Annotated in this window: 26 protein-coding genes; 18 read left to right on the top strand and 8 right to left on the bottom strand. The window is 66.0% G+C overall.

Annotated features, from left to right (window positions below):
* Positions 1-72: 72 nt before the first annotated feature.
* Positions 73-372: a hypothetical protein gene (locus ACM2ZB_RS05285; protein ID WP_416057730.1), complete on the bottom strand. Its 300-nt coding sequence runs from the start codon at positions 370-372 to the stop codon at positions 73-75.
* Positions 373-434: 62 nt separating this feature from the next.
* Between ACM2ZB_RS05285 and ACM2ZB_RS05280 the strand changes: the two genes are divergently transcribed.
* Both ACM2ZB_RS05280 and ACM2ZB_RS05275 read left to right on the top strand, forming a co-directional pair.
* Positions 435-1,052 (top strand): hypothetical protein, encoded by a 618-nt coding sequence (locus tag ACM2ZB_RS05280; protein WP_416057729.1) that lies wholly within the window; start codon positions 435-437, stop codon positions 1,050-1,052.
* A 75-nt stretch (positions 1,053-1,127) separates the two neighbouring features.
* Positions 1,128-1,619: a hypothetical protein gene (locus ACM2ZB_RS05275; RefSeq protein ID WP_416057728.1), complete on the top strand. Its 492-nt coding sequence runs from the start codon at positions 1,128-1,130 to the stop codon at positions 1,617-1,619.
* 589 nt (positions 1,620-2,208) lie between these two features.
* On the opposite strand, the gene ACM2ZB_RS05270 is transcribed toward ACM2ZB_RS05275, so the two are convergent.
* Together ACM2ZB_RS05270 and ACM2ZB_RS05265 are read right to left on the bottom strand one after the other, a co-directional pair.
* Positions 2,209-3,270: a hypothetical protein gene (locus ACM2ZB_RS05270; protein WP_416057727.1), complete on the bottom strand. Its 1,062-nt coding sequence runs from the start codon at positions 3,268-3,270 to the stop codon at positions 2,209-2,211.
* Positions 3,270-3,695 (bottom strand): hypothetical protein, encoded by a 426-nt coding sequence (locus ACM2ZB_RS05265; protein ID WP_416057726.1) that lies wholly within the window; start codon positions 3,693-3,695, stop codon positions 3,270-3,272. Before ACM2ZB_RS05265 ends, ACM2ZB_RS05270 begins: the two co-directional genes overlap by 1 nt.
* Before the next feature lie 1,116 nt (positions 3,696-4,811).
* On the opposite strand from ACM2ZB_RS05265, the gene ACM2ZB_RS05260 reads away from it, so the two are divergent.
* Together ACM2ZB_RS05260 and ACM2ZB_RS05255 are read left to right on the top strand one after the other, a co-directional pair.
* Positions 4,812-5,579, top strand: coding sequence for a hypothetical protein (locus ACM2ZB_RS05260; RefSeq protein WP_416057725.1), 768 nt, complete (start codon positions 4,812-4,814; stop codon positions 5,577-5,579).
* 401 nt (positions 5,580-5,980) lie between these two features.
* Positions 5,981-6,667, top strand: coding sequence for a MarC family protein (locus tag ACM2ZB_RS05255; RefSeq protein WP_416057724.1), 687 nt, complete (start codon positions 5,981-5,983; stop codon positions 6,665-6,667).
* A 22-nt stretch (positions 6,668-6,689) separates the two neighbouring features.
* On the opposite strand, the gene ACM2ZB_RS05250 is transcribed toward ACM2ZB_RS05255, so the two are convergent.
* Both ACM2ZB_RS05250 and ACM2ZB_RS05245 read right to left on the bottom strand, forming a co-directional pair.
* Positions 6,690-7,049 carry a response regulator gene (locus ACM2ZB_RS05250; RefSeq protein ID WP_313442726.1) on the bottom strand — a complete coding sequence of 120 codons (360 nt, stop codon included), beginning with the start codon at positions 7,047-7,049 and terminating at the stop codon, positions 6,690-6,692.
* The gene (locus ACM2ZB_RS05245; RefSeq protein WP_416057723.1) at positions 7,039-8,199 is read right to left on the bottom strand and encodes a two-component system sensor histidine kinase NtrB; all 1,161 of its coding nucleotides are present in this window, start codon (positions 8,197-8,199) and stop codon (positions 7,039-7,041) included. Before ACM2ZB_RS05245 ends, ACM2ZB_RS05250 begins: the two co-directional genes overlap by 11 nt.
* Before the next feature lie 151 nt (positions 8,200-8,350).
* Between ACM2ZB_RS05245 and ACM2ZB_RS05240 the strand changes: the two genes are divergently transcribed.
* The 6 genes from ACM2ZB_RS05240 (at position 8,351) to ACM2ZB_RS05215 (ending at position 15,661) form a co-directional block, all read left to right on the top strand.
* Positions 8,351-11,461, top strand: coding sequence for a response regulator (locus ACM2ZB_RS05240; protein WP_416057722.1), 3,111 nt, complete (start codon positions 8,351-8,353; stop codon positions 11,459-11,461).
* The gene (locus ACM2ZB_RS05235; RefSeq protein ID WP_416057721.1) at positions 11,458-12,282 is read left to right on the top strand and encodes a CheR family methyltransferase; all 825 of its coding nucleotides are present in this window, start codon (positions 11,458-11,460) and stop codon (positions 12,280-12,282) included. Before ACM2ZB_RS05240 ends, ACM2ZB_RS05235 begins: the two co-directional genes overlap by 4 nt.
* Positions 12,282-12,854 carry a chemotaxis protein CheB gene (locus tag ACM2ZB_RS05230; protein ID WP_416057720.1) on the top strand — a complete coding sequence of 191 codons (573 nt, stop codon included), beginning with the start codon at positions 12,282-12,284 and terminating at the stop codon, positions 12,852-12,854. The genes ACM2ZB_RS05235 and ACM2ZB_RS05230 overlap by 1 nt, the downstream gene beginning before the upstream one ends.
* The gene (locus ACM2ZB_RS05225) at positions 12,851-13,990 is read left to right on the top strand and encodes a response regulator (RefSeq protein ID WP_416057719.1); all 1,140 of its coding nucleotides are present in this window, start codon (positions 12,851-12,853) and stop codon (positions 13,988-13,990) included. Before ACM2ZB_RS05230 ends, ACM2ZB_RS05225 begins: the two co-directional genes overlap by 4 nt.
* Positions 13,991-14,073: 83 nt before the next feature.
* Positions 14,074-14,502, top strand: coding sequence for a BLUF domain-containing protein (locus ACM2ZB_RS05220; RefSeq protein ID WP_313442715.1), 429 nt, complete (start codon positions 14,074-14,076; stop codon positions 14,500-14,502).
* A 106-nt stretch (positions 14,503-14,608) separates the two neighbouring features.
* Positions 14,609-15,661, top strand: coding sequence for a linear amide C-N hydrolase (locus tag ACM2ZB_RS05215; RefSeq protein ID WP_416057718.1), 1,053 nt, complete (start codon positions 14,609-14,611; stop codon positions 15,659-15,661).
* Here ACM2ZB_RS05215 and ACM2ZB_RS05210 read toward each other — a convergent pair.
* Positions 15,658-16,437 carry a DUF6491 family protein gene (locus ACM2ZB_RS05210; protein WP_416057717.1) on the bottom strand — a complete coding sequence of 260 codons (780 nt, stop codon included), beginning with the start codon at positions 16,435-16,437 and terminating at the stop codon, positions 15,658-15,660. The genes ACM2ZB_RS05215 and ACM2ZB_RS05210 overlap by 4 nt on opposite strands.
* Positions 16,438-16,518: 81 nt before the next feature.
* Between ACM2ZB_RS05210 and ACM2ZB_RS05205 the strand changes: the two genes are divergently transcribed.
* Both ACM2ZB_RS05205 and ACM2ZB_RS05200 read left to right on the top strand, forming a co-directional pair.
* Positions 16,519-17,220: a helix-turn-helix domain-containing protein gene (locus ACM2ZB_RS05205; RefSeq protein ID WP_416057716.1), complete on the top strand. Its 702-nt coding sequence runs from the start codon at positions 16,519-16,521 to the stop codon at positions 17,218-17,220.
* A gap of 148 nt (positions 17,221-17,368) precedes the next feature.
* Positions 17,369-18,319 carry a DMT family transporter gene (locus tag ACM2ZB_RS05200; protein WP_313442709.1) on the top strand — a complete coding sequence of 317 codons (951 nt, stop codon included), beginning with the start codon at positions 17,369-17,371 and terminating at the stop codon, positions 18,317-18,319.
* A gap of 9 nt (positions 18,320-18,328) precedes the next feature.
* On the opposite strand, the gene ACM2ZB_RS05195 is transcribed toward ACM2ZB_RS05200, so the two are convergent.
* Complete coding sequence (locus ACM2ZB_RS05195) at positions 18,329-18,652, bottom strand: hypothetical protein (RefSeq protein WP_416057715.1); 324 nt, start codon at positions 18,650-18,652, stop codon at positions 18,329-18,331.
* Positions 18,653-18,679: 27 nt separating this feature from the next.
* On the opposite strand from ACM2ZB_RS05195, the gene thrA reads away from it, so the two are divergent.
* From thrA to thrC, 3 genes are read left to right on the top strand one after another with little or no spacing between them, the layout of a single operon-like run.
* Entirely contained in the window at positions 18,680-21,184 is a 2,505-nt protein-coding gene (gene thrA, locus ACM2ZB_RS05190) for a bifunctional aspartate kinase/homoserine dehydrogenase I (protein WP_416057714.1), read from the top strand.
* Positions 21,181-22,095: a homoserine kinase gene (locus ACM2ZB_RS05185; protein ID WP_416057713.1), complete on the top strand. Its 915-nt coding sequence runs from the start codon at positions 21,181-21,183 to the stop codon at positions 22,093-22,095. Before thrA ends, ACM2ZB_RS05185 begins: the two co-directional genes overlap by 4 nt.
* Before the next feature lie 29 nt (positions 22,096-22,124).
* Entirely contained in the window at positions 22,125-23,414 is a 1,290-nt protein-coding gene (gene thrC / locus ACM2ZB_RS05180) for a threonine synthase (protein ID WP_416057712.1), read from the top strand.
* A 73-nt stretch (positions 23,415-23,487) separates the two neighbouring features.
* Here the strand turns inward: thrC and ACM2ZB_RS05175 are convergent, their stop codons facing one another.
* Positions 23,488-24,240 (bottom strand): Crp/Fnr family transcriptional regulator, encoded by a 753-nt coding sequence (locus tag ACM2ZB_RS05175; protein ID WP_416057711.1) that lies wholly within the window; start codon positions 24,238-24,240, stop codon positions 23,488-23,490.
* A gap of 139 nt (positions 24,241-24,379) precedes the next feature.
* On the opposite strand from ACM2ZB_RS05175, the gene hisS reads away from it, so the two are divergent.
* The 3 genes from hisS to ACM2ZB_RS05160 all read left to right on the top strand — a co-directional run bounded on the left by hisS (position 24,380) and on the right by ACM2ZB_RS05160 (position 26,862).
* Complete coding sequence (gene hisS / locus ACM2ZB_RS05170) at positions 24,380-25,777, top strand: histidine--tRNA ligase (protein ID WP_416057710.1); 1,398 nt, start codon at positions 24,380-24,382, stop codon at positions 25,775-25,777.
* The gene (locus tag ACM2ZB_RS05165; RefSeq protein WP_416057709.1) at positions 25,774-26,070 is read left to right on the top strand and encodes a hypothetical protein; all 297 of its coding nucleotides are present in this window, start codon (positions 25,774-25,776) and stop codon (positions 26,068-26,070) included. The genes hisS and ACM2ZB_RS05165 overlap by 4 nt, the downstream gene beginning before the upstream one ends.
* A gap of 483 nt (positions 26,071-26,553) precedes the next feature.
* The gene (locus ACM2ZB_RS05160; RefSeq protein WP_313442696.1) at positions 26,554-26,862 is read left to right on the top strand and encodes a YerC/YecD family TrpR-related protein; all 309 of its coding nucleotides are present in this window, start codon (positions 26,554-26,556) and stop codon (positions 26,860-26,862) included.
* Positions 26,863-26,874 lie beyond the last annotated feature (12 nt).

Genomic DNA, 26,874 nt, shown 5'->3' with positions numbered 1-26,874 from the left:
GTCCCGCGCAGACTGGCCTTTCGATCAAGGTTGGCTCCGAGAAGGAGGCTGCAATCGAACTGGAGCGCATCCTCACCGATCTTCTAGGCGCTGACTGGTAGGCCTGGATCCCAATTGCTCTATCTGCTCGGTGATCATCCGTAGCGCTTGCTGAAGCGCCGCGGTGAAGATTGCGCTGTCCATTCCAGCATGGGCATCCGCAGCTTCTGCCAGCATCAGGTTCCACACTTGGGGAAGTGAGCGCGGATCGCCGTGAGTGGCGATGGCCGCAGCCAGTCCATACTCCATGGCCTTGAGGTAGGCGCGATGCGCTTCAAGGTCGGGCTCGCACGCCTGGAGGCGTTCATTTAGCTGCTCTAGCGAGAGGGTCATGGCAAGGCTCGACTTGGGGATGAATAGGGGGGATAGTCCGCGCAGGCCACTCGGCGCGTGACATGAGCATCCTCAACGTTCTGCTACGTCCTGACCAGCTCCTTATCGCGGTCGACACCTTGGCTGAGGACGCTCTCACCGGGGCGGCCTCCTCGGGTGCCAAGCTGCTGTTGATCCCCCAACACAACCTGGTTCTTGCAACCCGGGGGTCCACCCAGTTCTTCCTCAGAATCTACGAACTGTGCCTACAGGCGAGCTTTCGGGCTGACTTCGCCATGGAGCAGCTGGTGAGGGAGCTTGGGCTGGTGATCGACAAGATCTGGCCGGCCTACGAGCGCGCTGCGCTGGAAGCCGGCCTGTCCAAGTCCATGCTGCACAGCGAGGTGGTGCTGGGCGGATGGTCGCCCGAGGGCAAGCGCTTCATTGCGACGGCATATGCCAAGAGCGACATCGAGCGCCCGGCCCTGGTCCTGTCACTCGCGGGAGGGATGGCGTCGCCTGGCGAACCGCTTCAGGGAAGGAGCGACAGCTTCGACCCGGCAGAGGTCTTGGTCGCCGGCCGGCTGCAGGCGGCTTGGCTTAACGGCAGGGTTGGAAGGAGGGTGGCCGGCGGCCGCCTCTTGGCCGCAGTCCTGCGGCCGGGCCAGGCGGTGGTCCAGGATCTGGGAGGATTGCCATAGGGGACGGGGGAGGCGTGATGGCGAGCTTCGCGGCATCGTCGCAGCCTCTGAGATGGCCAGACGTATGCTCATCGCATGCTCCCTTCGACCGGCTACCAAGGCTTCAGTGCGTCTCCCATCCCTTCCGGATGGGTGGAGCGGGGTGGGCGGTGGGATCTGTGGTGGAACGGCCGGTCGGTCGCGCACATCGCCACCGACGACCAGCCGGGGGTAACGCTCTGCATGAACGGCCAGAAGATGTGGCAGGTGAAGAGGGGCAGGGCTGCCAATCTTCGCCAGGGCAAGCGCTTCGCCGAACGCTGGTGCGCCGCCCGCCTTTACCCGGACCTGCCGCTGCGCCAAGGTGTAGCCCGCCTGACCGACAGCACCCCAATCCAGCCGGCCCCGCCGCTCCCCGGCCTCCCGCCGACCCGCGAGCAGCTGCAGCAGGCGCAACGCTTGGGCGAGGCTGCTGCGACCGCCTCCGCGCGGGTGATGGCCGCATTGGAGCCGATCCGACCGCTGGCAGTGACAAGGCCTAGGGCGCGAGATCCGATGAAGGCGTGGGTGCGGGCAGCGCGTGGCTAGCTTCGTACGACCGCTTGAGCGCTGACTGGAATGGCTAGTTTGGCCGCATGCAGAATCAAGTCGTGCTATGGGGCGCTAGTTTCCGAATTCGACGGGTATAAATTACGCTGAACGGGATCTTTGCCTATCTCATCTATGGCTTGCCGCCGTCTTTTGAGCATAGCTCGGCAGCGTTCACCCTCGATTCGCGCAAAGCCAACGTCGCAAGGTTCAACCAAAGCAGCAGCCCATAGATGCTGCTGCCGTTCGGGGCCCCATCATAGGCAACCAAGAGCCAAGGTCCCACTTTCCTAGCGATCAGGGGGGGGGGTTCTGCATGTATCCACAGCCGCACTCTGAGCACCGCCACCCTGCTTTAGAGCTGCTCTACGGGACCGGGGCGGTCAGCCGCCCGCCAGCCTGCACAGGCTGAATAGCTATTCTCAGCTTAAGTTTTCTCCGAAATCCAAAAGTCAAGCTTCTCACTTTCCTATTGTGAAGGAGCGAGGGTGACGCCAAAAGAACAGCAAAAAGAACATATCCATGCGTCGTTAGAGGGAGGCGGGGGGGCATCGGATACATGTTGCAGGCGGGCTCGCCCGTAAGTTGTCTAAATTTTGACTTTTCCGGCATTCATCATATAAACAACCTTTCTCGCGCGGCGATAGTATGCGAGCAGTACGCGTAGTCTTGAGAGAGGGCTGTTATCTAGGTTGGTAAAGGTTGTTTTATGAGCATTCCAGTGAAATGCATTAAAGAATGCGTCGCAAAATAGTTCAAGTTGACTGGCCTGGGCGGCGCTCAAATTGGACGCTCTTGAAGAGCTGTGATCGTCAAATCCGGACAGCTTCTCCTTTTTAAAATAAACATAGACGTCATTATAAAGATTTTGGATATTTTCAAATTCTTTGGCTGTGCTAATGTTTAAGATTGACTGTTCAATATGCTTGGCTAGGTGGGGTAGTGCGTCCAGCTCAATAAAGCCGGGCGACGCATACTGAAGTCTGTTTATTTTCGGTCGGTGGATGGATGGAATTACGCTTCTTAGGCCGGAGAATATGTTCACCGCATTTATTCCTCCGCGCCAACTGGACATTATCTCAGACAGCTTATTGCGCACCGCTGTTCGGTGTCCGTAGGTAAGTCCATAGTGGAATGAATAGAGTTGATTTATAGTCTTGGTTAGGCTTGATACGTCTTCCAAGTAAAGGTCGCCGTCTACGTGGAACTCGCACAGGCTGGTTTTTTCATGCGCAAGCTGATTTGCAGCTTCAGTGGCGTATTCGAGGTCCAAGTACGAATCGGGCCTGGGTAGGTATTCGGTCGGCACATTTGCAAGTTGCGCAACAACAAAATTGCTTCTCTTGCCCGATGCTCCCATGTCATAGAAGTATAGGTCTCCGGCGCGGCTAATTACGTCTAGCAAAGGGATGCTGCCGCTCAAATATTCCCGTAAAGTATCGCGCGCGATCTGAACTATACACCATCGATTTTTACGGCTATCGCAGTCCATCCAAATGAACAGGGCATCTTCGTCGCGATCTGACTTAAAAAGGCTAATGAACGGGCCGTCAAAATAGACCAGGTCTGCATTCCATGTGAATGCTGGCAGCTCCTTACCTTTAAAAGATTTTCCCGTGATTTTTCGCATTGTGGCGATTTGCTTACGCATTACAGCGCTCCTAGTACAGTGAAGCGCGACGGCAGGTCAATGCCTTTGTGCGGGTGGAAATCAAAATGGCTTTTCTTGTCCGGGGCGGTCGACTGACCATCGCCCTTCTTGATCTCACCCGCGGCAATATGTGTGCCGAGGGTATTTATGGCTTTCGGATGATCTTTAATAATGGCTTCATATCTTTTGCGCGCTTGCGTTTCGCTTGAGAAAAGAGACAGCGCTAGCATGCTGCAAATCGTCTTTTGAGACCTGTCAGTCGTCCGTTGTGGATCAATTTTCCCTACGGGAATGAACGAGCTGGCATCCATGGGGTCATGGACGTATCGATAGCACTTCCGGGCCTCGTCTACAGCATCCGCTGGCGGGCAAGTGGCGCCATGAATCAGTTCAGTAATGTCTGCTGAATAAACTAATTCTGTCATCATCTCAAATCCGTTTGGATGGCCGGAGCGTCACATATCGTCTGTTTCGCCGCAAGTGCCTTCGGTTGGCGAGCTTGGGGGGCAGTAGTCAGCTCATGGGGTCATGAGCCTCGGCGCTCGGAAGCTGTGTACCGCAAGGCAGCGAAGTTTTCAACCGCCGTGATCGCAGGCGCGTCGGAAGGGTTACGGCCAAGTGTCCACGCCAACGGGCAGGGGCGTCGCAAGTTTCTGGGCGTCCCCTCGAGGCGATACAGAAACATCCAGCTCTTTGCCCTGGAAGCGCTAACTTGTAGGTATAGGCCACCGCTGTCCGCGTGATAGCCGGGCTCCGTGACCGTGGCCACCCGTCACGCAGTCAAGCGATTGATCTTCAAGCCCATTTCCTGCGCATCCATGTGTCTGCCAAAGTGATGCGGCGCTTCCGCGAAGGCATGCGAATCAAGCTGGATGGTGAAACGTAGCCGGCTCAGGGGCTGAGGCTGGTTTCAAGAAGGTGCATGAAAACTATCGACCCTCTGAATCCAGACACTCTCTCCCGGCCAAGATAGGACCGGAGTCGGCACAGCTTTGGCACAGTTTGCCGCGAAACGTCTGCCGCGTATGATGGTGTCGCCCCCCTCCTAAGGGGAAGGTCGCCCGTTCGAATCGGGCCGGGGTCACCACCCATGCTGGGGGGTTTGCCCAGACAGACCGGGCGGAGTGGGGGATTTCATCCCGAGGCCCGTCCAGGTGGTCCACTGGTCCAGTATTGCCGGCTGGTTCGATTTGGCCGAGGAGACCCGGCGCTGGGCCGGGCCCGGCGTTCAATTTCCCCTGCGCGTTGAGTCCTTTGCCGGGTTGCTGGCTCTACGTGAGCACCCGGGCTGATGGCTGCATGGCGCAGATGGCGCATGCCTTGGCTTCGGGCAATATTGGTGGGTCGATCCCGGCAGCATCGGTCGCCGGGTTTCGTGGCCGAGTCCGCGCGATCAACGGCGCGGCTGTGCTTCATGGTGCGTCTGCTGGCCTGATTGGCTGAATTGATCGCGACGGGCACGAGCAGACTCCCGGTCAGGCATTCAAGCTTCAGCCGCTTCGGACCGATAACGGGCTTGGGAAAGCCGTTGAGGGTCATGCATGGACGCTGCGGATGAGCAGAACGCGCTGCGGAACGACAGCGTTGCGGGGAGTAGTGCACCCCAGAAAAGCAAGAGCCCGCTGCGAGAGGTGTTCGCAACGGCTGGGCGCTGGGGGCTGGGCTGGTGGGCATTCTTCTGGTTCGAGTTCTTCTGCGCGGCCATGCTGGCGATGGCAAATGGAGCCTGGCGCTCCCTTGCTCTGGAAGCGTTGAAGGGTGCCACGTCCTTCAATTTCGTTCTCGTCATGACCGCATTCAACGTGGCCATGATCCTGATGGTGGCGTTCGTCCTGTCGCCAAAGCGCGCGCAGGGCTGGGCCGGATGGGAGTTGAACATCCTCAAGCTCTCGGCCGAAGCGGGGGTGGCACTGACCATGTTCGGCATGGTCGCAACGGTCGCGATCATGGCCATGCCATCCTTGGACTTCACCATCGGAAGGCAGGCCGCATTGCTCTTCGTGTGTATTCCCGCGTTGGCGACGCTGATCAATATTCTGCTCCATGTCCTGCACGATGAGGCGCTGGATAGCGGAAAGGTGGAGAATGCCAGGGAGCGTACTCCTCGCCAGCACGCGGAATACCTCGCATCGTGGCTTGTGTGCATTCTGCTGATGTCTGTCGTGATCTGGCGGTTTCCAGTCGTGGTTGTGCCCGTTGCTGCATCGCATATGAAGGTAACCAAAGCGCTTGAAGATCACCTGCTCGGTAAGCGGGATCCAGAAGAATGCGATGCAGCCCGGAAGCAGGGAGTCTCTGAGGAGGAGTGAGGCCGCAGGCGGTTCCTCCTTTGCCGCCTCGGCCCAGACCCGGGCGCGGGGAGTAGGGCTGAGCTGTCCACGCCCACTGCACATCACCTGCACGCCCCGCGGCAACGCGCTTCGTCACTCTGGGGCCGACCCCATCCTGGAGCAGCGCATGAATACCCCCGGCACCCCGAAACCTACCTGGCGCCAGCGCCATGGCCTGTGGATCGTGGCTGGCGTCCTGGCGGTGATCGCCTTGATCGTGGTGACGCAGTACTGGTAAGTGCTGAGGTGTTTGACCGCAGACGTGGGACGGGCTGATTGAAAGCCAGCGCACTGGAGCCAGCCGCAGTCGAGCAAGCTCAACTCCACGAATGCTGCACGGCGCGGCGCTATGATGCGGACATTCCGCTGCGGAGCGCACGATGGCCTTGCCCGATCTGCTCGCAACCCTGGCCGGTGAACTGATCCTGGTGCCGGTCACGCTGTTGCCGATCATCAACCCGCTCAGCACGGCGTCCATCTTCGTTTCCACGGTGGGCGGCCGTCCGGCCTTGGCCAAGACACTGGCGCGGCAGATCGCCTTCAACAGTTTTGTGGTGATCGTGGTGGCGATGCTGGTTGGCACCTACGTGCTGTCGCTGTTCGGCATTTCGCTGCCGGTGGTGCGCATTGGGGGTGGCCTGCTGGTGGCCGCCGCCGGATGGCGCATGCTGGGCGCGCGGGCGGACGATCCGCCGTCGCCCGCCGAGGAACAGGCTTCGGCGATGGGGGATGAACAGCTGCGGCGCAAGAGCTTCTTTCCGCTCACGTTTCCGTTGACCACCGGCCCGGGCACTATTGCCGCCTGCATCACCCTGGGCACCCATGTGGAATCGGTCACCCCGCTGCACCTGCTGTCCGGTGTGGTGGTGGCCATCGGCGGGGCGCTGCTGGTGGTTTCGGTGATCTACCTGATCCTGCGCAATTCCATCGTGCTGGTCACCCGGCTGGGGCCGACGGGCGCGGTGGTGATGCAGCAGCTGGTGGCCTTCGTGCTGCTGTGCATCGGCATCCAGCTGATGTGGACCGGCTGGGTGGACCTGAACCAGCAGACATTTGGCGGTGGGTGACGTCGAGCCAGAGGGCGTTGCGTCAATCCTGCTTCAGCAGCTCCACCAGCTGGCGCAGGCGGTAGGGCTTGGGCAGGAATTCGACCTGCTCGGGCAGCGGCGGCAGCTGCGAACGGGCATACCCGGAAGACAGGATCATCCGCGCGTGCGGCTGGTCGCGGGCCACGTGCTCGCTCAGTTCGATGCCGGACATGCCGTTGGGCATGCTGACGTCGCTGAACACCACGTCGAAATGCTCGCCGCCCTGCAGCAGGGCCACGGCTTCATGACCGTCGGCGGTGGTCGCCACTTCAATGCCGAAGTCGCGCAGCGCCAGGCCGATCATTTCGCGCAGATCGGTCTGGTCCTCCACCATCAATACGCGGATCGGGTCATCGGTCATGGGCAGGGTCCTCCATTGCGGGTAGCAGCAGGCTGACCGTGGTGCCGACACCGGGCGTGGTGGACACATCGACGAAGCCGCCATTCTGAGTGGTGAAGCCGAACACCTGGCTCAGGCCCAGACCGCTGCCTTTGCCGATGTCCTTGGTGGTGAAGAAGGGCTCGGTGGCCCGTGCCGCGATGTCCGGAGCCATGCCATGGCCCTCGTCGCAGACGCTTAGTGTCACATATCGGCGTTGCAGCGGGGTGTCGGCGTCTGGATCCAGACGGTGTTCCAGTGCGGTGGCCACCAGCACGCGGCCACCATCCAGGGTCGCGTCGGCGGCGTTGGCCACCAGGTTGGCCAGGGCGGTCTGCAGCTGCAGCGGATCGGTACTGAGCAACGGCAGGCCCGGGGCCAGGGCGACTTCCAGGGTGACTCCGGCCGGGCAGGCGCCACGCAGCCCCGGCAGCCACTCGCTGATCTGCTGGTTGATGTCCAGCGGTTCTCGGATGAGGGTCTGGCCGGTGCTGAAGGCCAGCAGCTGCCGGGTGAGCAGGGCGCCGCGGTCGGTGGCGGTCTGTGCGGTACCCAGCAGTTCAGCTGCGCGCGCATCGCTGCCCACGCGCAGGGACAGCAGGTCCAGCGCATTGCCGATGGTGGTCAGCAGGTTGTTGAATTCATGGGACAGGCCCCGGCTTAGCCGGCCAACCGTTTCAAACTGCTGGGTCTGGCGCAGGGCGCGCTGCGCATCGCGCAGCAGGCGCTGGGCCTGCCAGTGTTCAGTGATATCGCGGGTAATCTTGACGAAGCCCAGCAGCTCGCCGTTCTCCACCACCGCCTCGATCACGATGCTGGCGCGGAAGGACGAGCCGTCGCGTCGTACGCGCCAGCCTTCGCTGGCGACATGGCCCTGCTGGGCGGCCACGCGCAGCAGGCGCTGCGGCTCGCCGGCCTCGCGTTCATCGGACCGGTAGAAACGGCTGAAGTGGGTCCCGATCACCTCGTCGGCACGGTAACCCTTGATGCGCTCGGCACCTGGGTTCCAACTGCAGACGATGCCCTGCGAATCAAGCAGGTACAGCGCATGGTCGCGCACGCTGTCGATCAGCAGTCGCAGTTGTCGGGAGGTGTCGGTCAGCACCGACGGCGTAGAAGCAGCTGCGTCCACGTGGAAATCAGTATTACCCCTGTAAGGGATGCGACCGTAGGCAGGCGAGTGTGAAGAGTATGTGCACGCTGCGCCTGTGCCATAGGTCGTATGCGGCTGAATGCGACACGGAGTACCATCACCCACCTTTCTTGCCCTGGAACTGATCTGCATGCGCGCTGGTGCAACAAACCGTGACCGCTGGATCTGGATGGCGTCCGCCGTACTGCTGGCGGCCACCATCGCAATGGAGCTGGTGGTTCCGCTGGGCTACGCGGTGTGGCTGGCCTACTTCATGGCCGTGGGTGTGACGGTGTTCCAGCGCAGTGCGCGGGCGCCCTTCGTAGTGGCGGTGATTGCCTGTGGCCTGTTGGCCATCGGCTACAACGTGGCCCCGGCCAGTACCAATTCCTCGTTCTCCTTTGTCAATCGGACCATCGGTGGCATCGCCTTCCTGATGATCGCCCTGATCGTTTCGCGCGCCATCCAGGCGCGGCGCGAGGCGATGCGTGCGCTGTGGCTGCAGGAGGCCGAGAACGCGGTGGCGATGAGCCTGCGCGGCGACCTGGGACCTGAACAGATTGCCGATGCGGCCATGGTCAGCCTGGCCGGCCAGCTGCAGGCCGAGGTAGGCGTGCTCTATCGCATTGAAGGCGGCCGGCTGCAGCTGACCGGCGGCGTGTCGCTGCCCAGTGGCCTGCCGGCGTCGGTGGCCCTGCAGGAAGGCCTGCTGGGCCAGACCGCGCGCGACCAGCAGATCCGTCATGTACAGGGCGACGACCAGCAGGCGTTGCAGCTGCAGTCCAGCCTGGGGCTGGTGCCCGTGCGTGAACGTATCCTGGCGCCGATCAGCAGTGATGGCACGGTGGTGGGCGTGGTCGAGCTGGGCCGCGCGCAGCCGGCGGGCCAGCGCACGCTCGATGCAGAGCTGCTCGAGCGCTGTGGTGAGACCTTGGGCATGGCGCTGCGCGCTTCGCTGCTGCGCGCCCAGCTGGTGGTGCTGCTGGAAGAATCGCAGCGCCAGGGCGAGGAGCTGCAGGCCCAGCAGGAAGAGCTGCGCGTGGCCAACGAGGAACTGGAAGAGCAGAGCCGCAGCCTGATGCAGTCGCAGGGCCACCTGGAACAGCAGCAGGCCGAGCTGGAACAGAGCAACGTTCAATTGGAAGAGCGCACCCACGAACTGGAAGCGCAGAAGCAGGCGCTGCTGGTGGCGCAGGGGCAGCTGGTGCGCAACAGCAACGAGCTGGCCGCCACCTCGCGCTACAAGTCCGAGTTCCTGGCCAACATGTCCCATGAGCTGCGCACGCCGCTGAACAGCTCGCTGATCCTGGCCAAGCTGCTGGCCGACAACAAGGACGGCACGCTGACCGAGGAGCAGGTGAAGTACGCCCGCGCGATCCTGTCGTCGAACAACGACCTGCTGGCGCTGATCAACGACATCCTGGACCTGTCGCGCATCGAAGCCGGCCATGTCGAACTGGCCGACGAAGTGGTGGTGGTCGACAGCGTGATGCAGCGCCTGCGCGAAACCTTCGAGCCGATGGCGCGACAGAAGGGCCTGGCCCTGCAGATTGAAGCCGACGCGCTGGCGCCGAGCCAGCTGGTGGCCGACAACCAGCGCCTGCAGCAGATCCTGAAGAACCTGCTGGCCAATGCGCTGAAGTTCACCGAACACGGCAAGGTCAGCCTGCACGTGCGTGCCGGCGGCAATGGCCGCATCCGCTTCGAAGTCTGCGATTCGGGCATCGGCATTGCCCGCGACCAGCTGCAGGTGATCTTCGAGGCCTTCCGCCAGGCCGACGGCAGCACGCGCCGCCGTTATGGTGGCACCGGCCTGGGCCTGTCGATCTCGCGCGACCTGGCCGTCCGCATGGGCGGCGACATCCAGGTGGACAGCGAGCCGGGCCGTGGCAGCTGTTTCATCCTGGAGCTGCCGCTGCAGGGCGCACCGGCCGGCGAGGCGCCCGCCGAGGCTGCCGTCGCGGCACCGGCACCGCTGCCGGTTGCATCGGTGCAGCGCGTCGCCGCGCTTGCGCCGGCCGCGCTGGCCGCGGCGCCTGCGGTGTCCAGCGGCAGCATCGCCGATGACCGTGGCGGTCGCCAGCGTGCAGGGCGCCTGATCCTGGCGGTGGAAGACGATGCCAGCTTCGCCCAGGCGCTGGTGACACTGGCCCACGAACTGGATTTCGACTGCGTGGTTGCGACCACGGCCGAAGAAGCGCTGGCGCTGGCCAGCGAACTGCGCCCGAACGGCATCCTGCTGGATATCGGCCTGCCCGACGTGTCCGGCCTGAGCGTGCTGGAACGCCTGAAGCGCAACCCGGAAACCCGCCACATCCCGGTGCACGTGGTGTCGGCCATGGACCGCAGCCAGGTGGCGCGCGAGCTGGGTGCGATCGGTTATGCGGTCAAGCCGGCCACCCGCGAACGCCTGGTCGCAGCCATCGAGCAGCTGGAACAGACAAGCCAGCGCGATGTGCGCCGCCTGCTGATCGTCGAGGACGACAGCGACCTGCGCCACAACCTGGAACTGCTGCTGGGCCGTGACCAGCTGCAGATCGTGGCCGTGGGCACGCTGGCCGGTGCGCTGGAGCAGCTGAGCACGGTCACGTTCGATTGCATGGTGATGGACCTGTCGCTGCCTGACGGCAGCGGCTACGACTTGCTGGAACACATGGCCGGCAACGATGATGTCGGCTTCCCGCCGGTGATCGTCTACACCGGCCGCGCGCTCAGCCGCGAGGAAGAGCAGCGCCTGCGCCGCTATTCCAAGAGCATCATCATCAAGGGCGCACGTTCGCCCGAGCGCCTGCTGGATGAAGTGACCCTGTTCCTGCACAGCGTGGAAGCCAACCTGCCCAGCGACCAGCAGCGCCTGCTGCGCGAGGCGCGCCGCCGTGACACCGTGCTGGATGGGCGCACCGTGCTGCTTGCCGAGGACGATGTGCGCAACATCTTCGCGCTGTCCAGCGTGCTCGAGCCGCTGGGCGTGACCCTGGAAATCGCGCGCAACGGGCAGGAGGCGGTGGATCGCCTGGCCCAGCGCGAGGTCGACCTGGTGCTGATGGACATCATGATGCCGGAGAAGGATGGCCTGACCGCGATGCGTGAGATCCGCGCCCAGCGCCACCTGCAGGACCTGCCGATCATCGCCCTGACCGCCAAGGCCATGCCGGACGACCGCGAGCGCTGCCTGCAGGCCGGTGCCAACGATTACATCGCCAAGCCCATCGACGTGGACAAGCTGGTGTCGCTGTGCCGGGTCTGGTGCTCGCGCCAATGAACGAACAGGCGCTGTTCGACCTGGAGCTGAAGGTACTGCTGGAAGCGCTGTACCAGCGCTACCACTACGATTTCCGCAGCTACGCAATCTCGTCGCTGCGCCGGCGCATCCGCCAGGCCATGCAGCGCTATGATTGCGCGCGCCTGGTGGACCTGCAGCACCGGCTGCTGCACGAACCGGACCTGTTCGCCCAGGCGATGCAGTTCTTCACCGTGCAGGTCTCGGAAATGTTCCGGGACCCGGCCTATTTCCAGCAGCTGCGCGAGCAGGTGGTGCCGGTACTGCGCACCTATCCGTCGGTGAAGCTGTGGGTGGCCGGCTGCAGTACCGGCGAGGAAGTCTGGTCGCTGGCCATCCTGCTGCACGAGGAAGGCCTGCTGGAACGCAGCATCGTATACGCCACCGACATCAACCCGGCCGCGCTGGCCACGGCTGAAGCCGGTGCGTACAGCATCGACCGCCTGGCCCAGTTCAGCCGCAATTACCTGGCCGCTGGCGGCACCGGCTCGCTGTCGGACTACTACGCCACGGCGTACGACGGCGCGGTGTTTGACCGCCAGTTGCGCCGTAACGTGGTGTTCGCCGACCACAGCCTGGCCACTGATACTGTGTTTTCCGAAGTGCACCTGGTGTCCTGCCGCAACGTGCTGATCTATTTCAACCGCGACCTGCAGGACCGCGCCGTCGGCCTGTTCCGTGAGGCGCTGGTGCACCGTGGCTTCCTCGGCCTGGGCAGCAAGGAGTCGCTGCAGTTCGGCCGCCACCACGATGCGTTCGAAGCCTGCTCGCGCGAGCACCGGCTGTACCGGAAGGTGGTCTGATGGCGGCCCTGCGCCCGCGCCTGCTGGTTGTCGGCGCCTCCGCCGGCGGCGTGGCTGCGCTGCAGGCGCTGCTGGGCGCCTTGCCGGCGGGCCTGCCCATACCGGTGCTGGTGGTGCTGCATCTGCCGCGCGATCGCAGCAGCCGCATTGCCGAAGTGCTGGCCCCGTACTGCGCGCTGGATGTGCGCGAGGCGGAGGACAAGCAGCCCCTGCAGGCGGCGACGGTCACCTTCGCGCCGCCGGACTACCACCTGCTGGTGGAAGACGCGCAGACCATCGCGTTGTCGATGGATGCACCAGTGCTGTTCTCGCGCCCGGCCATCGATCCGCTGTTCGACTCGGCCGCGGCCGTGTTCGGGCCACAGCTGCTGGCGGTGCTGCTGACCGGTGCCAGCAGCGATGGCAGTGAAGGCGTGGCTGCGGTGCGCGCTGCCGGTGGCCGGGCCTGGTTGCAATGCCCCGACGAGGCCGAAGCATCGATGATGCCGGCCTCCGCCCTGCAGCATGCCGGCGCTGACGCCGTGCTGCCTCTTGAACTGATGTGTCGCCGCTTGAAGGAGTTGTTCGCATGAACCTGCTGCCGCCGGACCCTGCGCAGTCGCAGACCCCGGTCAACCTGCTTATCGTCGATGACGTGCCGCAGAACCTGGTGGCCATGCAGGCGCTGCTGCGCCGTGACGGGGTCAATCTGCTGCTGGCCGGCTCGGGCGCGCAGGCGCTGGAGCTGCTGCTGGAGCACGAAGTGGCGCTGGCCCTGCTGGACGTGCACATGCCGGAGATCGATGGCTTCACCCTGGCCGAGCTGATGCGTGGTTCGCAGCGCAGCCGCGATGTGCCGATCATCTTCCTTACGGCATCGCCGGACGACCCGGTGCGCGCATTCAAGGGCTACGAGAGCGGCGCGGTCGATTTCCTGCACAAGCCGGTGGCGCCGCAGGTGATCCTCAGCAAGGTCAATGTGTTCATCGAGCTCTACCAGCAGCGCCAGCTGCTGAAGTCGCGCAACGATGCACTGGAGCGCGCGCTGAAATTGAACGAGACGATGGCGGCGGTGCTGACCCACGATCTGCGCACGCCGCTGTCGGCCATCCTGCTGTGCGCGGACAAGCTGTCGCTGGAGCTGCCGCCGGGCAACACCAGTGCGCAGCAGACACTGCAGCACCTGGAAGCGAGCACCGTGCGCATGGCGCGCATGGTTGAACAGCTGCTGGATTTCTCGCGCATCCGCAGTGGTGGCCTTCGCCTGGATGCCAGTGCCTGCGATATGGCCGAACTGGCCCAGGCCGTGATTGCCGAAGCCGGCAGTGCGCATGGGCATGGCCGGGTGGCCTTCGATGCCAATGGCGATGCCATGCTGCAGGGCGACATGGATCGGCTGGGGCAGGTGGTGGCCAACCTGGTGGGCAATGCGCTGACCCATGGTGGCCCCACGCCGGTGCAGGTTGCGGTGGACGGCCGCGATCCGCGCACGGTGGCACTGCGTGTCAGCAACGCCGGGCACATCGACGAGGCCCTGCTGCCGCGCCTGTTCGAGCCGTTCAAGGCCAGTTTCCACCAGAGCAAGGGATTGGGCCTGGGCCTGTATATCGTCGATCAGTTCGTCAGCGCGCATGGGGGTCGTCTGAGCGCGCGCAACGAGGCCGGTCAGGTGGTGTTCGAGGCGGTGCTGCCGCGCCGCGTGGATTCCCGCAGCCTGGGTGCATTCTGAATTCTTCAGGCGGTACCAGGCTAAACTGAGACGGGCTCGTCCGCAGCTGTTACCGTGGCCACACGGACTGCAAAGGACGCTTCATGCCACTGCGCGCCATCGCCTACGTCAGCCAGGCCTTGCCTGACCTGTCCGCCGAACGCCTGCAGCGCGTGGTCGAAGATGCCGCGCGTTTCAACAGGATGGCCGGTGTGACCGGCGTGCTGCTGCATGACGGGCGGCGTTTCCTGCAGTACATCGAAGGACCGCCGGACGGCATCGATTCGGTGTACGAGCGCATCCTGCAGGCCGGCAGCCATGTGGACATCATTGAACTGGCACGCAGCCGGCTGGGTCAGCGCCAGTTCCCGTACTGGTCGATGCGGGCGCTGCCGGTCGATGCCGCGATGCTGCGGCAACTGGTGGCCGGTGACTGGTCGGGTTTCATCCGCACGGTGGAGGGCGATCCTGCCGCACCCACGGCGGTGGACATGTTGGCTGAGATCGTGCGGCCGGCGCTGAGCGCGGGGTGATGCGGCGCCGGCGCCTTGCTGGCGCCGGGCTGGCCTCGCTGATGCTTCACTGCGGTGTCACCCGCCTTGGGTTCAGATCTTCGCTTCCTGGGGAAAGGAGCACGACATGAAGCGGATGATGTGGCAGGGCGGGGCGGTGCTGGCAATGGCGCTGGCTGCGATGGCGGTGCCGGCGGGGGCCTGCACGCGGGCGGTCTACCTGGGGAACAACGGTGATGTGATCACCGCCCGCTCGATGGACTGGAAGGTGGACGTTGCCACCAATCTGTATGTCCTGCCGCGCGGCATCGCCCGCACCGGCCAGGCCGGGCCGAAATCGGTGAAATGGAAGGCGCGCTATGGCAGCGTGGTGGCCACCGGCTATGACGTATCCACCACCGATGGCATGAACGAGAAGGGCCTGGTGGCCAACATGCTGTGGCTGGTGGAGTCCGAATACCCGCAGAAGCGCGGCACCAAGCCGGGGCTGGCGATTTCGCTCTGGGCCCAGTACGTGCTGGACAACTTTGCCACCGTGTCCGAGGCGGTCACGGCGCTGAAGCGCGAGCCCTATGCCATCGTCACCGACAAGGTGCCGGGCGAAGATCGCCAGGCCACCCTGCATCTGTCGCTGTCCGACGCGAGCGGTGACAGCGCCATCATCGAGTACATCGGTGGGCGCCAGGTCATCCACCACGACCGCCGCTACCAGGTGATGACCAACTCGCCCATCTTCGAGCAGCAGCTGGCGCTGAACGCGTACTGGCAGCAGATCGGCGGCACGGTGATGCTGCCGGGCACCAACCGCTCGGCTGATCGCTTCGCACGCGCCTCGTTCTACATCAACGCCATTCCCAAGGCCGAAGATCCGGTGGAGGCGCTGGCCAGTGTGTTCAGCGTGATCCGCAATGCGTCGGTGCCCTATGGCATCACCACACCGGGCGAGCCGAACATCTCGTCAACGCGCTGGCGCACCGTGGCCGACCACAAGCGCAAGCTGTACTTCTTCGAATCGGCGCTGACCCCGAACACCTTCTGGGTCGACCTCAACAAGGTCGACTTCGGTGGGCAGGTGCTGAAGCTGGATCTGGGGCCCGACCAGCGCAACACCTTCTCCGGTGATGCGCTGTCCCACTTCGTGCCGAGCAAGCCGTTCGACTTCCTCGGCACGGGCGGTTAGTTCGACGCCTGGCTGGAGGCCGGGTAAACCGCCTGGATCGCGCAGCTCTGGCGGGTGTACTGCGGAAGCGGCGCCACCTCATCCCTGCGCAGGTCGTACTGCTCGAACTCGGCGGCGACGATGCGGTCACCCGGGTTGCCGCAGATCAGGCCATTCTGCATGCCGGAGGTGAAGCTCACCTCTGGCGTGCGGTCGAGCTGGCGGCAGTGGCTGCCGAGGTCGACGCGGTAGTACCGGTTGCCGCCGTTGCGGCGGGGATTGGTTTCCACCAGAAGGCCCTGCTGGTCGGACGACCAGGCACGCACGTTGCGGATGGCGAAGCAGTACGACGGGGAGCCGCCGAAACCGCGGCGCACTTCCTTGCGCTGGCTGATGGTCATCGCGGGCAGGGTGGCGGTGAGCAGGCGGTCGCTTTCGCGTGCAACGCTGGCATAGTCGCGATCCTCTACCGGCGTGACCGCGCTGACGGCGCAGCTGCGGCCGTCGACCACCACCCGTTCGCTGGGGCGACCGCAGGCCCAGCCGGCAGGTGCGTCCAGTTTCAGCGTGGTGGCGGAGCGGACCCCGGGGCAGTCTTCGCTGAAGTCGATGCGATAGGCCTGGCCGGAGGCCGCGCGCAATGCGATGGAGCGGGGCGATGCCTGCTCGACTTCCTGGACGCCTACGGCATCCATGCAGTGCGGAGCGGGTGGCACGCGATCATGTGCCGAGGCCGTGGCTGCGAGGGCCAGGCCAAGCGTGGTGGCGAGTACGGCGGGTACGTATGAATAGGTCATGTCCTGCATTCCCTGCTTAGGATGACAGGCCGACTATAGCAGCGCTTTGCACGGCCAGTGTTACATGCGCACACTAGCGCCATGGGCGCCATCTTCCACCTGCGGCATTACGGCCAGGCCACCGGCCTGGACCGCCACGACTACGCGCAGTGGGTGCTGCCGCTGCAGGGCGAACTGCAGTTCGAGATGGAAGGCCGGGGCGGCCGCCTGGACCTGCTGCAGGGCGCCTTCGTGGCCGCCGGTGAAGCACATGACCAGATGGCCCACGGCCCCAATGGTTTCGTGATCGTCGATTGCGGGCCGGGCGTGCTGGATGACCTGGCCCAGGAGCATCTGTGCCGGCAGCGCTGGCTGCACCTGCCGCTGTCGCTACGCCAGCGCCTGGCCCGGGTGCAGGGCGGGCAGCCAGTGCCGGAACTGCTGCCGGAGCTGCTGCGGGTGTTCGCCCCGGCCGGCAGTGGCGCGCGGCTGCAGGGTCTGTGCGCGGCCGTGCAGGCTGAGCCGGGCCAGGCGTGGCCGGTCTCGCGCATGGGGGCCTTTGTCGGGGTCAGTGAGAGTCGGCTGCATGCCTTGTTCCAGCGCGAATTCGGGGTCAGTCCGCAGGCCTGGCTGAGTGCCAGCCGCCTGCGCTGGGCCAAGCACCGCCTGCTGACCAGCGCAGCCCCGATCAGTGATATCGCGTTGGCGGCCGGGTATTCCGAGCAGAGCGCGCTGACCCGCGCGCTGCGCCGGGAGACCGGGCTGACGCCCAGCGCCTGGCGCCGCGGCGAAGCACCTCTGTAGCGCCGAGCCATGCTCGGCTGAACGCAGTCGAGCATGGCTCGACTCTACAAAAGCGTTTCGCCGGGGCAGGGCAGTAGCCTCGGTCAAGACGTGCCGCAGGCCCGCCGCCTACACTGCGCGGCCTGTTCTCTCCCCCCAAGAACCTGAAATGCGCAACAACCCGATGGCCCTGGGCATCGCCAATGGCGTTGCCGCTGGCGCGCTGTGGGGCGTGGTCTTCCTCGCCCCCGCCGTGCTGCATTCCTTCAATGCACTGCAACTGTCCGCCGGCCGCTATCTGGTTTACGGCCTGATTGCCGTGGCCCTGCTGCTGCCGCGCTGGAAACGCCTGGCGCCCAAGCTGGGCCGTGCCGAATGGATCGGCCTGCTGTGGCTCAGCCTGGCCGGCAACCTGGTGTACTTCCTGTTGCTGGCCACGGCCGTGCAGTGGGCCGGCGGTGCGGCGGCGTCGCTTATCGTTGGCCTGATTCCCGTGGTGGTCACCTTGGTGGGCGTGCGCGAGCAGGGCGCGGTGCCGCTGAAGCAGCTGCTGCCGGCGCTGGGGCTGTGCGTACTGGGGGTGGCCCTGGTCGGCTGGGAATCGCTGATGTCCGAGCACCTGGCCACGCCGTGGCGGCAGCGCCTGATCGGCCTGCTGTGCGCCTTCGGTGCGCTGTTCTCGTGGGCGCTGTATTCGGTGGGCAACAGCCGCTGGCTGGCGCGGCGGCCCGATCTGTCCAGCCATGACTGGTCGCTGCTGACCGGCGTGACCACCGGCGGCCTGTCGCTGCTGCTGGTGCCGATGGCCTTCATCGGCCAGACCGCGGGCCACACCCCCGCGCAGTGGAGCCTGTTCTGGGCGATCAGTGCCGGCGTGGCGGTGATCGCCTCGATCATCGGCAACGCGTTCTGGAACCGCGCCAGCCGCCTGCTGCCGCTGACCCTGACCGGCCAGATGATCGTGTTCGAGACCCTGTTCGCGCTGCTGTATGCGTTCGCCTGGCAGTGGCGTTGGCCGACCCTGCTGGAAGCGCTGGCAATCGTCTTCCTGGTCGCAGGCGTACTGCTGTGCGCACACGCACACCGTACCCCGCGTGCGATCGCCGAACATGCCGGCTGATTGCCTGCGTCAAGCGCTCTGATGGCTGCTTTGTCTCAATTGCAACCAAATGACTGCACGTTGGGCGATGATCGACGCAAGCATTTTTTGCATCGCAGCACTTGACAGCCCCCCGGCGCACGGTGTTTTCTGTGCGCCATGGTCCTTGATGCCGCCACCGCCCGCCTGATCGCCCCCGCTGCTGCGGGCGGTTGCCATGCGCCGGTTGCCACCATCACCACCATTACCACCACCACCGTCACCACTGCCCTGGTGCGGCCCGTCGTCTTCGTGTAACTCCCGAAAACAACGGCCCCGCACCATCCAGGTGGCGGGGAAACTCGACACCTGCATGCGACGGGGCCTCCAACCGAGGTCTGCATGTCTTCCCACGCCCCCGCCCATTCCCTTGCTTCGGTCGATCTGGCCGTGCCGTCCACCGTCGTGCACAAGTTCGGTGGCACCTCGGTGGCCGATGCCGAACGCTATCGCCATGTCGCCGGCCTGCTGCTGGCCCGCCCGGAAACGCTGCAGGTCACCGTCGTTTCGGCGATGAAGGGCGTTACCGACGCGCTGATCGAACTGGCCCAGCTGGCCGCGCGCGGCGATGCCGGCTGGCGCGAGGCCTGGCACGCGTTGCGCGCGCGCCACCGCGGTGCGGCAGTGGCCCTGCTGGGCGAGCAGGTGGGCGAGACCGTGGAGTGGATCGATGCGCGCTTCGAGCAGCTGGCCGACGTGCTGGCCGCGCTGGCGGTGATCGGCGAACTGCCGCGTGAGGTGCTGGACCGCGTGCAGGGGTTGGGCGAGGTGTTTTCCGCGCAGCTGCTGGGCATGCACCTGCGTGCGCTGGGCGAGGACTGCGCGGTACTGGACGCCCGCGATGTACTGGTGGTCGGCCACGGCGAACTGGGCGTGGACGTGGACTGGGAAGCCAGCGCCGACCGCCTGGCCAAGTGGCGGCTGCAGCATCCGCAGGCACGCGTGGTCGCCACCGGCTTCGTCGCCCGCGACCGCCACGACCGCATCACCACGCTGGGCCGCAATGGCAGCGACTATTCCGGCGCGATCTTCGCCGCGCTGTTCAATGCCGATGAACTGCACATCTGGACCGATGTCGATGGCGTGCTGTCGGCCGACCCGCGGCTGGTGCCCGAAGCGGTGCAGCTGGAAGCGCTGAGCTACGACGAAGCCTGCGAACTGGCTTACTTCGGCGCCAAGGTGGTGCACCCGCAGACGATGTCGCCGGCGATCCGCCTGGGCCTGCCGATCTTCATCCGCAATACCTTCCACCCCGCGCACCCGGGCACGCGCATCAGCGCCGAACGTTCGCCGCGCGGGCCGGTGAAGGGGCTGACCCTGAGCCCCGGCCTGGCCCTGCTGAACCTGGAGGGCACCGGCCTGATCGGTGTGCCGGGCACGGCCGAGCGCGTGTTTTCCGCGCTGCGCCAGGCGCAGGTGTCGGTGGTGATGATCTCGCAGGGCTCGTCGGAGCATTCGATCTGCTGCGTGGTACGTGCGGCCGAGGCGGCGCGCGGCCGCGAGGCGCTGCTGCAGGCCTTCGCCCACGAACTGGCGGTGGGCCATGTGCAGCGGGTGCAGGTGAGCGAGGGGGTCAGCGTGCTGGCGGCGGTGGGTGATGGCATGGCCGGGCAGCCCGGCGTGGCCGCGCGTCTGTTCGAAGCGCTGGGCCGTGCCCAGGTGAACATCCTGGCGATCGCGCAGGGCTCGTCCGAACGCAACATCTCCGTTGCAGTGGACAGCGCCGATGCAACGCGTGCGCTGCGTGCTGCGCATGCGGGCTTCTGGCTGTCGCCGCAGACCTTCGCGGTGGGCGTGATCGGTCCGGGCAATGTCGGCGCCGCGCTGCTGGACCAGCTGCTGGCCGCACGGCCGCAGCTGCTGGCCAAGGCCAATGTCGATCTGCGCCTGCGCGCGCTGGCCTCGCGTTCGCGCATGCGCCTGGAAGCCGATGCCCTGCACGCCGATTGGCGCGAAGCGCTGCAGGAGGCCGGGCAGGCCAGCGACCTGGACCGTTTCACCGAACATCTGCTGGCCGCGCACCTGCCGCATGCCGTGGTGATCGATTGCAGCGGCAGTGCCGAGGTGGCCGAGCGCTACGAGGGCTGGCTTGCCGCCGGCATCCACGTGGTCACCCCCAACAAACAGGCCGGTGCCGGCCCGCTGCCCCGCTACCAGCGCATCCGTGCGGCGGCCGCTGCCAGTGGTGCGCGCTTCCGCTACGAGGCCACGGTGGGCGCCGGCCTGCCGGTGATCACCACGCTGCGCGATCTGGTTGATACCGGCGATGAAGTGCTGGCAGTGGAAGGCATCTTCTCGGGCACGCTGGCCTGGTTGTTCAACCGCTTCGACGGCAGCCAGCCGTTCTCCGAACTGGTCGCGCAGGCGCGTTCGATGGGCTACACCGAACCTGATCCCCGCGATGATCTGTCCGGTGTAGACGTGGCGCGCAAGCTGGTCATCCTGGCGCGCGAGGCGGGTCATGCGCTCAGCCTGGAACAGGTGCAGGTGGAGAGCCTGGTGCCGGCGCTGCTGCGCGAAGGCAGCGTGGACGAATTCATGGCGCGCCTGGGTGAATCCGATGCTGGCCTGCTGCAGCGCCTGCAGGATGCGCGGGCGCGCGGCGCCGTGCTGCGCTACGTGGCGCGGCTGGGCGCCGATGGCGCGTCGGTGGGCCTGCAGGAACTGCCGGCCGACCACGCCTTCGCCAACCTGCGGTTGACCGACAACGTGGTGCAGTTCCGTACCCGCCGCTACTGCCACAACCCGCTGGTGGTGCAGGGCCCCGGCGCCGGGCCGGAAGTCACCGCCGCCGGTGTGTTCGCCGATCTGCTGCGCGTGGCTGCCGGTGAAGGAGCGCGGCTGTGAGGGCACGTGCGTTCGCACCGGCGTCCGTGGCCAATGTGGCGGTGGGCTTCGACATCCTGGGTCATGCCATTGCCGGTATCGGCGATACCGTGACCGTGCACCGTATCGACGAGCCGACGGTGCGCATCGACGCGATCCGTGGCAGTGACGTGGAGCTGCCGCTGGACGCGGCCGGCAATACGGCCGGTGCCGCATTGATATCGCTGCGCGAGGGGCTGGGCCTGGCCCATGGCTTTGCGATCGAGATCGACAAGGGCATTCCATTTGGTTCGGGCATGGGCGGTTCGGCCGCATCGTGCGTGGCTGCGCTGGTGGCGGCCAATGCGCTGCTGGAGGCGCCGCTGCCGCGCGAGGCGCTGTATCCCCATGCGCTGGATGGCGAAGCCGTGGCCAGTGGCGGGCGCCACGGCGACAACGTCGGCCCGCTGCTGCTGGGCGGGCTGGCGCTGTGCACGGCTGATCGCCTGCTGACGATTCCGGTGCCGGCCAGCTGGCACAGCCTGCTGGTGCATCCGCATGCCGTGCTGGAAACCCGCCGTGCACGCCAGGCCCTGCAGGGCAGCTACGCGCTGGGCGAGTTCGTCGCGCAGAGCGCCAACCTTGCCCTGGTGCTGAGTGGTTGCCACCGCAGTGACGCGGCCCTGGTGCGTGCCGGCCTGCGCGATGTGCTGGTGGAGCCGCGTCGGGCGGCGCTGATTGCCGGCTTCGATGCGGCGCGCGATGCCGCGTTGGCGGCCCATGCCATGGGCGCCGGTATTTCCGGGGCCGGGCCCAGCGTGTTTGCCTGGTTCGAGGATGCCGACCAGGCCCATGCCGCGGCCGCACCGGTGCGCGCGGCCTTCGCCGCCGCAGGTTTCGACAGCGATGCCTGGGTGTCGCCGCTGGATGCCCCGGGAGCGCGGCTGTGCTGAATCCTTCCCCCTTGCTGGATACCGAACCCATGTACTTCGTTTCGACCCGTGGGCATGCGCCCGCCGCTGGCCTGAGCGCCGCCATCGCCGCCGGCCTGGCGCCCGACGGTGGCCTGTATGTGCCCGACGCCCTTCCGCCGCCGCGTGACCTGCACGCCGGCGCGACCCTGGCCGATACCGCAGCCGATCTGCTGGCGCCGTTCTTCGAAGGCGACCCGCTGCAGGAAGCACTGCCGGCGATCTGCCGCGAAGCCTTCGACTTCCCGGTGCCGCTGCGGCCACTGGCGCGCGACGGCGACCATGTGCTGGAACTGTTCCACGGGCCGACGGCCGCCTTCAAGGACATCGGCGCGCGCTTCCTGGCCGGCACGCTGTCGCGGCTGCAGGCGGGCAAGGGCCGCGATCTGACGATTGTCGTGGCTACCTCGGGCGACACCGGTGCAGCGGTCGCCGCGGCTTTCCACCGGCAGCCGGGCGTGCGCGTGGTGGTGCTGTACCCCGACGGGCGGGTGTCGCCGCGGCAGGCGCACCAGTTGGGCTGCTTCGGTGACAACATCCAGGCGCTGCGCGTGGCCGGTTCATTCGATGACTGCCAGGCCATGGTCAAGCAGGCCCTGGCCGATGCCGCGCTGCAGGCGCAGGTTCCGCTCAGTTCGGCCAACAGCATCAGCCTGGGCCGCCTGCTGCCGCAGATGAGCTACTACGCGCACGCGGCGCTGAGCCATCACGCGCGCACGCGGCGCCGGCTCAACCTGGTGGTGCCGACCGGCAACCTGGGCAACGCGATGGCGGCGGTGCTGGCGCGCGCACTGGGCGTGCCGATCGGGCAGATCGTGCTGGCCACCAATGCCAACGCCGTGCTGCCGGCCTACTTCAACGGTGGCGACTACCAGCCGCAGGCCAGTGTGGCCACCGTGGCCAATGCGATGGATGTGGGGGCGCCGAGCAACTTCGAGCGCCTGCGCTGGCTCTACGCTGAGGATGATGCCGAACTGCGTGCGGCCTTCCGTGCCTTCGCCGTGGATGACGTGACCATCCGCGCGACCATTGCCAGTGCCCATGCCAGCGAAGGCGAGCTGTTCTGCCCGCATACGGCCACGGCGGTGAAGGTGTTGCAGGATCTGCGCGCACGCGGGGCGAAGGGCGACTGGGCGGTGGTGGCGACCGCCCACCCGGCCAAGTTCGAAGCAGTGGTGGAGCCGCTGATCGGCGAAGCGGTGGCGGTGCCGCCGGCGCTGGATGCGCTGCTGCAGCGGCCGGCGCATGCAGAGCCGTTGGCGGCCGATTACGCGGCCCTGCGCGAGGTGTTGTTGCGTTGAGGAGGGTAGCGCCGGGCCATGCCCGGCGGGTAGTGCCGGCCGCTGGCCGGCAACGCCGCGAACCGCGCGACAGTCAGGCCAGCCCTTCGCCCGCCAACTCGCGCAGCCCATCCTCATCAAGGATCTCCACCACGTTCAGGTGGGGCAGGGCGATCAGGCCCTGCTGGCGCAGCTTGGTGAAGGTGCGGCTGACCGTTTCCATGGTCAGGCCCAGATGGTCGGCAATATCGCCGCGGCCCATCGGCAGCGAGACGCGCAGGCCATCGCCGCCCAGCTTGGCTTCGCGGGCGGCCAGGCGCAGCAGGAAGTCGGCCAGCTTTTCCGCCGGCTGCAGGCGGGCCAGGGCCAGCGCCGCATCCTGGGCGGCATCCAGTTCCTGGCAGGCGCGCTGCAGCAGCTTGCGCTCCAGATGCGGGTAGCGCCCGCGCAGCGCCTTCATCTGCGGCAGGGCCACGCGGCAGACCCGGCTGTCGGCGATGGCTTCGATGTCGTGGCGGTGGTGGTCGCTGCCACTCAGGCCCAGGTAATCGCCGGGCAGCACGAAGCCGTTGATCTGGCGGCGGCCGTCGGCCAGCGTGCGCACCAGGCGCAGCGCACCGGCGGTCAATGTATAGACATGCTGGCGCTCTTCGCCGGTACGGGCCAGGGTGCTGCCCATGCCCACCTGCTGCGACACGGTCACCTGCTCCAGTGCCTGCACTTCATCGGGCGACAGCGCCGAGCAGACCGCCAAGTGGCGGACCGAGCAGTGCAGGCAGTCCTGCGTGGAGCAGGACGGCGCAGTGGATTCGTGGGTGGCGGACGGGGCGCCGGAAGGCCGGGACATGTTGCGTGGGCGTATCGCGGGCGAGGGAGGGCCTTATGATACTTCATGCGGCCCTGTGGCCCCTGATCGGCGGCTGAGCGATGCGGGGCGCTAGAATGTCGCCCCCTCCCACGTTCCCGTTCCTGCAGGAGTTCCGCCCGTGATCAAGCCCCGTACCCCGCCCGGCACCCTTGAACTGTTGCCGCGCGAGCAGATTGCGTTCCAGCGCATGCTGGACGTCATCCGCCGCAACTACGAGCGCTTCGGGTTCCTGCCGGTGGAAACGCCGGTGTTCGAGCTGTCCGATGTGCTGCTGACCAAGTCCGGCGGCGAGACCGAGCGCCAGGTGTACTTCGTGCAGTCCACCGGCGCGCTGGCCAACGCCGCCGAATCGGGTGACCGCTCTCTGCCGGAAATGGCGCTGCGCTTCGACCTGACCGTGCCGCTGGCCCGCTACGTGGCCGAGCACGAGCACGAACTGACTTTCCCGTTCCGCCGTTACCAGATGCAGCGCGTGTACCGTGGCGAGCGCGCCCAGCGCGGCCGCTTCCGCGAGTTCTACCAGTGCGACATCGACGTGATCGGCAAGGACAGCCTGAGCGTGCGCTACGACGCCGAAGTGCTGGCGGTCATCCACGCCGTGTTCTCGGAACTGCGCATTGGTGATTTCAGCATCCAGTTGAACAACCGCAAGCTGATGCGCGGTTTCTTCGAAAGCCTGGGCGTGGCCGAAGGCGAGCGCCAGCTGGCTGTTCTGCGCGAAGTGGACAAGCTGGACAAGCGCGGCGCGGATTATGTGCGCGACACGCTGGTGGGCGAGGGCTTCAACATTCCGGCCGAGCAGGTCGAGAAGATCCTGGCCTTCGTTGCCGTGCGCTCGAAGGGCCACGACGACGCGCTGGTGCAGTTGGCGGCACTGGAAGCGGGCGCGGCATCGTCGGACACCCTGCGCACCGGCGTGGCCGAACTGCGCGAAGTGCTGCAGCTGGTGCAGGCGCTGGGCGTGCCGGAAACTGCGTACTGCCTGAACTTCTCCATCGCCCGCGGTCTGGATTACTACACCGGCACCGTGTACGAGACCACGCTGACCGACCACCCGCAGATCGGCTCGATCTGCTCGGGCGGCCGTTATGAGGACCTGGCCAGCCACTACAGCAAGTCCAAGCTGCCCGGCGTGGGTATTTCCATCGGCCTGTCGCGCCTGTTCTGGCAGCTGCGCGAAGCGGGCCTGATCGACGGCATCGAAGCCAGCAGCGTGCAGGCGCTGGTGGCACTGATGGACGAGCAGGGCATGGCGCAGTCGCTGGACATCGCCCGCCGCCTGCGCAGCGGTGGCATCAACACCGAAGTGCAGATGGAGCCGAAGAAGATCGGCAAGCAGTTCCAGTACGCCGCCAAGGCGGGCATCCGCTTCGTGGTCCTGGCCGGCGAAGACGAGCTCGCCCGCGGCGTGGTGGCGGTGAAGGACCTGGTGCGCGAGCAGCAGTTCGAAGTTTCCCGCGACGAGCTGGCCAGCACCCTGCAGGTCGAGCTGGAACAGTCCAAGGTCATGGCGTGACCCGCGCCGCCGCAGGGGCGCTGAGCGTGCTCCTGCTGGCGGGCTGCCAGAGCGACCCGGCGCTGCGCAGCGCCCGGACCGGTCCGGCGCAGTACCGGCTGCAGGTTGATCGCTGCCATGTGATCGACCGCGCGCAGCTGGAGAGCGACCTGCGCACCTTGGCCGCGCGGACGTGCCCAGTGGGCGCGGAACCGCTGCAGAACATCCAGTCCCTGCCAAGCCGGCAGGGCAGCCTGTTCGGTGAATGCCTGCGGCGCGGCGCGCTGCAGGCCGAGGTCCGCTGTAAGCCCTGAGTCAGGTCAGGTTATTGATTTGAAAGCAGAACGCCCACCCTTTGGTGGGCGTTTTCGTTTCCGGACCTAAAGCAGTCGAGCATGGCTCGACTCTACAGAAACCGGTTTCGATCCCATCCACGCCACTCCGACAGATCGCGGCCAACTGTCGAAGGCGGGGAGGGTCCGGTTGAGGGGGCGTGAGCCGCATGGGCCCGAGGCATGCCTCGGGCGGGTTGGGCAGGACGCCCAACCCCGGTCTTGCCGTGTGCGCAGGACAGCGCACACGAGCAAGCGGCGACCGAGCTTACAGGGACGTACTTGCAGCGTCCCCCTCAACCGGACCCTCCCCGCCAACCCTCAGTAACCCAGCTTTTGCCGTTGCTCCGGCCTCTGCGGGTGCAGCGCGCAGCCCTGCCGTGCCCCCAACCCACGATTTGACGCACTGCGCAAGAATGCATTAATGTACTAACACGCTATTACATTGATGCAAGAGATCCGCCCGTGAAAGCCCGCCCCGACATCACCGCCAAAGACCCGCAGGCCGACCTGGACGCCCTGGCCCAGGCCTTTGCCGCCCTGCGCGAACCGGCACAGGTCGAGGCCTTCCTGCGCGACCTCTGCACCCCGGCCGAACTGGAAGCCATGGCCGACCGCTGGAAAGTGGTGCCGCTGCTGCAGCAGGGCGTGCCCTACCGCGAAATCCACGAGCGCACCGGCGTCAGCGTGACCACCACCGGACGGGTCGCACGCACGCTGGAGCATGGCCATCGAGGCTATGCCGCCGCCATCGACCGCCTTGCCACGCGCTGATCCGCGCCCCGT

The sequence above is a fragment of the Stenotrophomonas maltophilia genome (assembly GCF_047782825.1).
In the GTDB taxonomy this organism is placed as follows: domain Bacteria; phylum Pseudomonadota; class Gammaproteobacteria; order Xanthomonadales; family Xanthomonadaceae; genus Stenotrophomonas.
The sequence above is the reverse complement of the archived record's forward strand: the minus strand, read 5'-3'. Positions and strand labels throughout refer to the sequence as shown.

Excerpts from the sequence above, each read along its gene's own strand:
- ACM2ZB_RS05285 (WP_416057730.1), bottom strand. The coding sequence starts at position 372 with ATGACCCTCTCGCTAGAGCAGCTAAATGAACGCCTCCAGGCGTGCGAG.
- ACM2ZB_RS05280 (WP_416057729.1), top strand. The coding sequence starts at position 435 with ATGAGCATCCTCAACGTTCTGCTACGTCCTGACCAGCTCCTTATCGCG.
- ACM2ZB_RS05275 (WP_416057728.1), top strand. The coding sequence starts at position 1,128 with ATGCTCCCTTCGACCGGCTACCAAGGCTTCAGTGCGTCTCCCATCCCT.
- ACM2ZB_RS05270 (WP_416057727.1), bottom strand. The coding sequence starts at position 3,270 with ATGCGTAAGCAAATCGCCACAATGCGAAAAATCACGGGAAAATCTTTT.
- ACM2ZB_RS05265 (WP_416057726.1), bottom strand. The coding sequence starts at position 3,695 with ATGACAGAATTAGTTTATTCAGCAGACATTACTGAACTGATTCATGGC.
- ACM2ZB_RS05260 (WP_416057725.1), top strand. The coding sequence starts at position 4,812 with ATGGACGCTGCGGATGAGCAGAACGCGCTGCGGAACGACAGCGTTGCG.
- ACM2ZB_RS05255 (WP_416057724.1), top strand. The coding sequence starts at position 5,981 with ATGGCCTTGCCCGATCTGCTCGCAACCCTGGCCGGTGAACTGATCCTG.
- ACM2ZB_RS05250 (WP_313442726.1), bottom strand. The coding sequence starts at position 7,049 with ATGACCGATGACCCGATCCGCGTATTGATGGTGGAGGACCAGACCGAT.
- ACM2ZB_RS05240 (WP_416057722.1), top strand. The coding sequence starts at position 8,351 with ATGCGCGCTGGTGCAACAAACCGTGACCGCTGGATCTGGATGGCGTCC.
- ACM2ZB_RS05235 (WP_416057721.1), top strand. The coding sequence starts at position 11,458 with ATGAACGAACAGGCGCTGTTCGACCTGGAGCTGAAGGTACTGCTGGAA.
- ACM2ZB_RS05230 (WP_416057720.1), top strand. The coding sequence starts at position 12,282 with ATGGCGGCCCTGCGCCCGCGCCTGCTGGTTGTCGGCGCCTCCGCCGGC.
- ACM2ZB_RS05225 (WP_416057719.1), top strand. The coding sequence starts at position 12,851 with ATGAACCTGCTGCCGCCGGACCCTGCGCAGTCGCAGACCCCGGTCAAC.
- ACM2ZB_RS05220 (WP_313442715.1), top strand. The coding sequence starts at position 14,074 with ATGCCACTGCGCGCCATCGCCTACGTCAGCCAGGCCTTGCCTGACCTG.
- ACM2ZB_RS05215 (WP_416057718.1), top strand. The coding sequence starts at position 14,609 with ATGAAGCGGATGATGTGGCAGGGCGGGGCGGTGCTGGCAATGGCGCTG.
- ACM2ZB_RS05210 (WP_416057717.1), bottom strand. The coding sequence starts at position 16,437 with ATGACCTATTCATACGTACCCGCCGTACTCGCCACCACGCTTGGCCTG.
- ACM2ZB_RS05205 (WP_416057716.1), top strand. The coding sequence starts at position 16,519 with ATGGGCGCCATCTTCCACCTGCGGCATTACGGCCAGGCCACCGGCCTG.
- ACM2ZB_RS05200 (WP_313442709.1), top strand. The coding sequence starts at position 17,369 with ATGCGCAACAACCCGATGGCCCTGGGCATCGCCAATGGCGTTGCCGCT.
- ACM2ZB_RS05195 (WP_416057715.1), bottom strand. The coding sequence starts at position 18,652 with ATGCAGGTGTCGAGTTTCCCCGCCACCTGGATGGTGCGGGGCCGTTGT.
- thrA (WP_416057714.1), top strand. The coding sequence starts at position 18,680 with ATGTCTTCCCACGCCCCCGCCCATTCCCTTGCTTCGGTCGATCTGGCC.
- thrC (WP_416057712.1), top strand. The coding sequence starts at position 22,125 with ATGTACTTCGTTTCGACCCGTGGGCATGCGCCCGCCGCTGGCCTGAGC.
- ACM2ZB_RS05175 (WP_416057711.1), bottom strand. The coding sequence starts at position 24,240 with ATGTCCCGGCCTTCCGGCGCCCCGTCCGCCACCCACGAATCCACTGCG.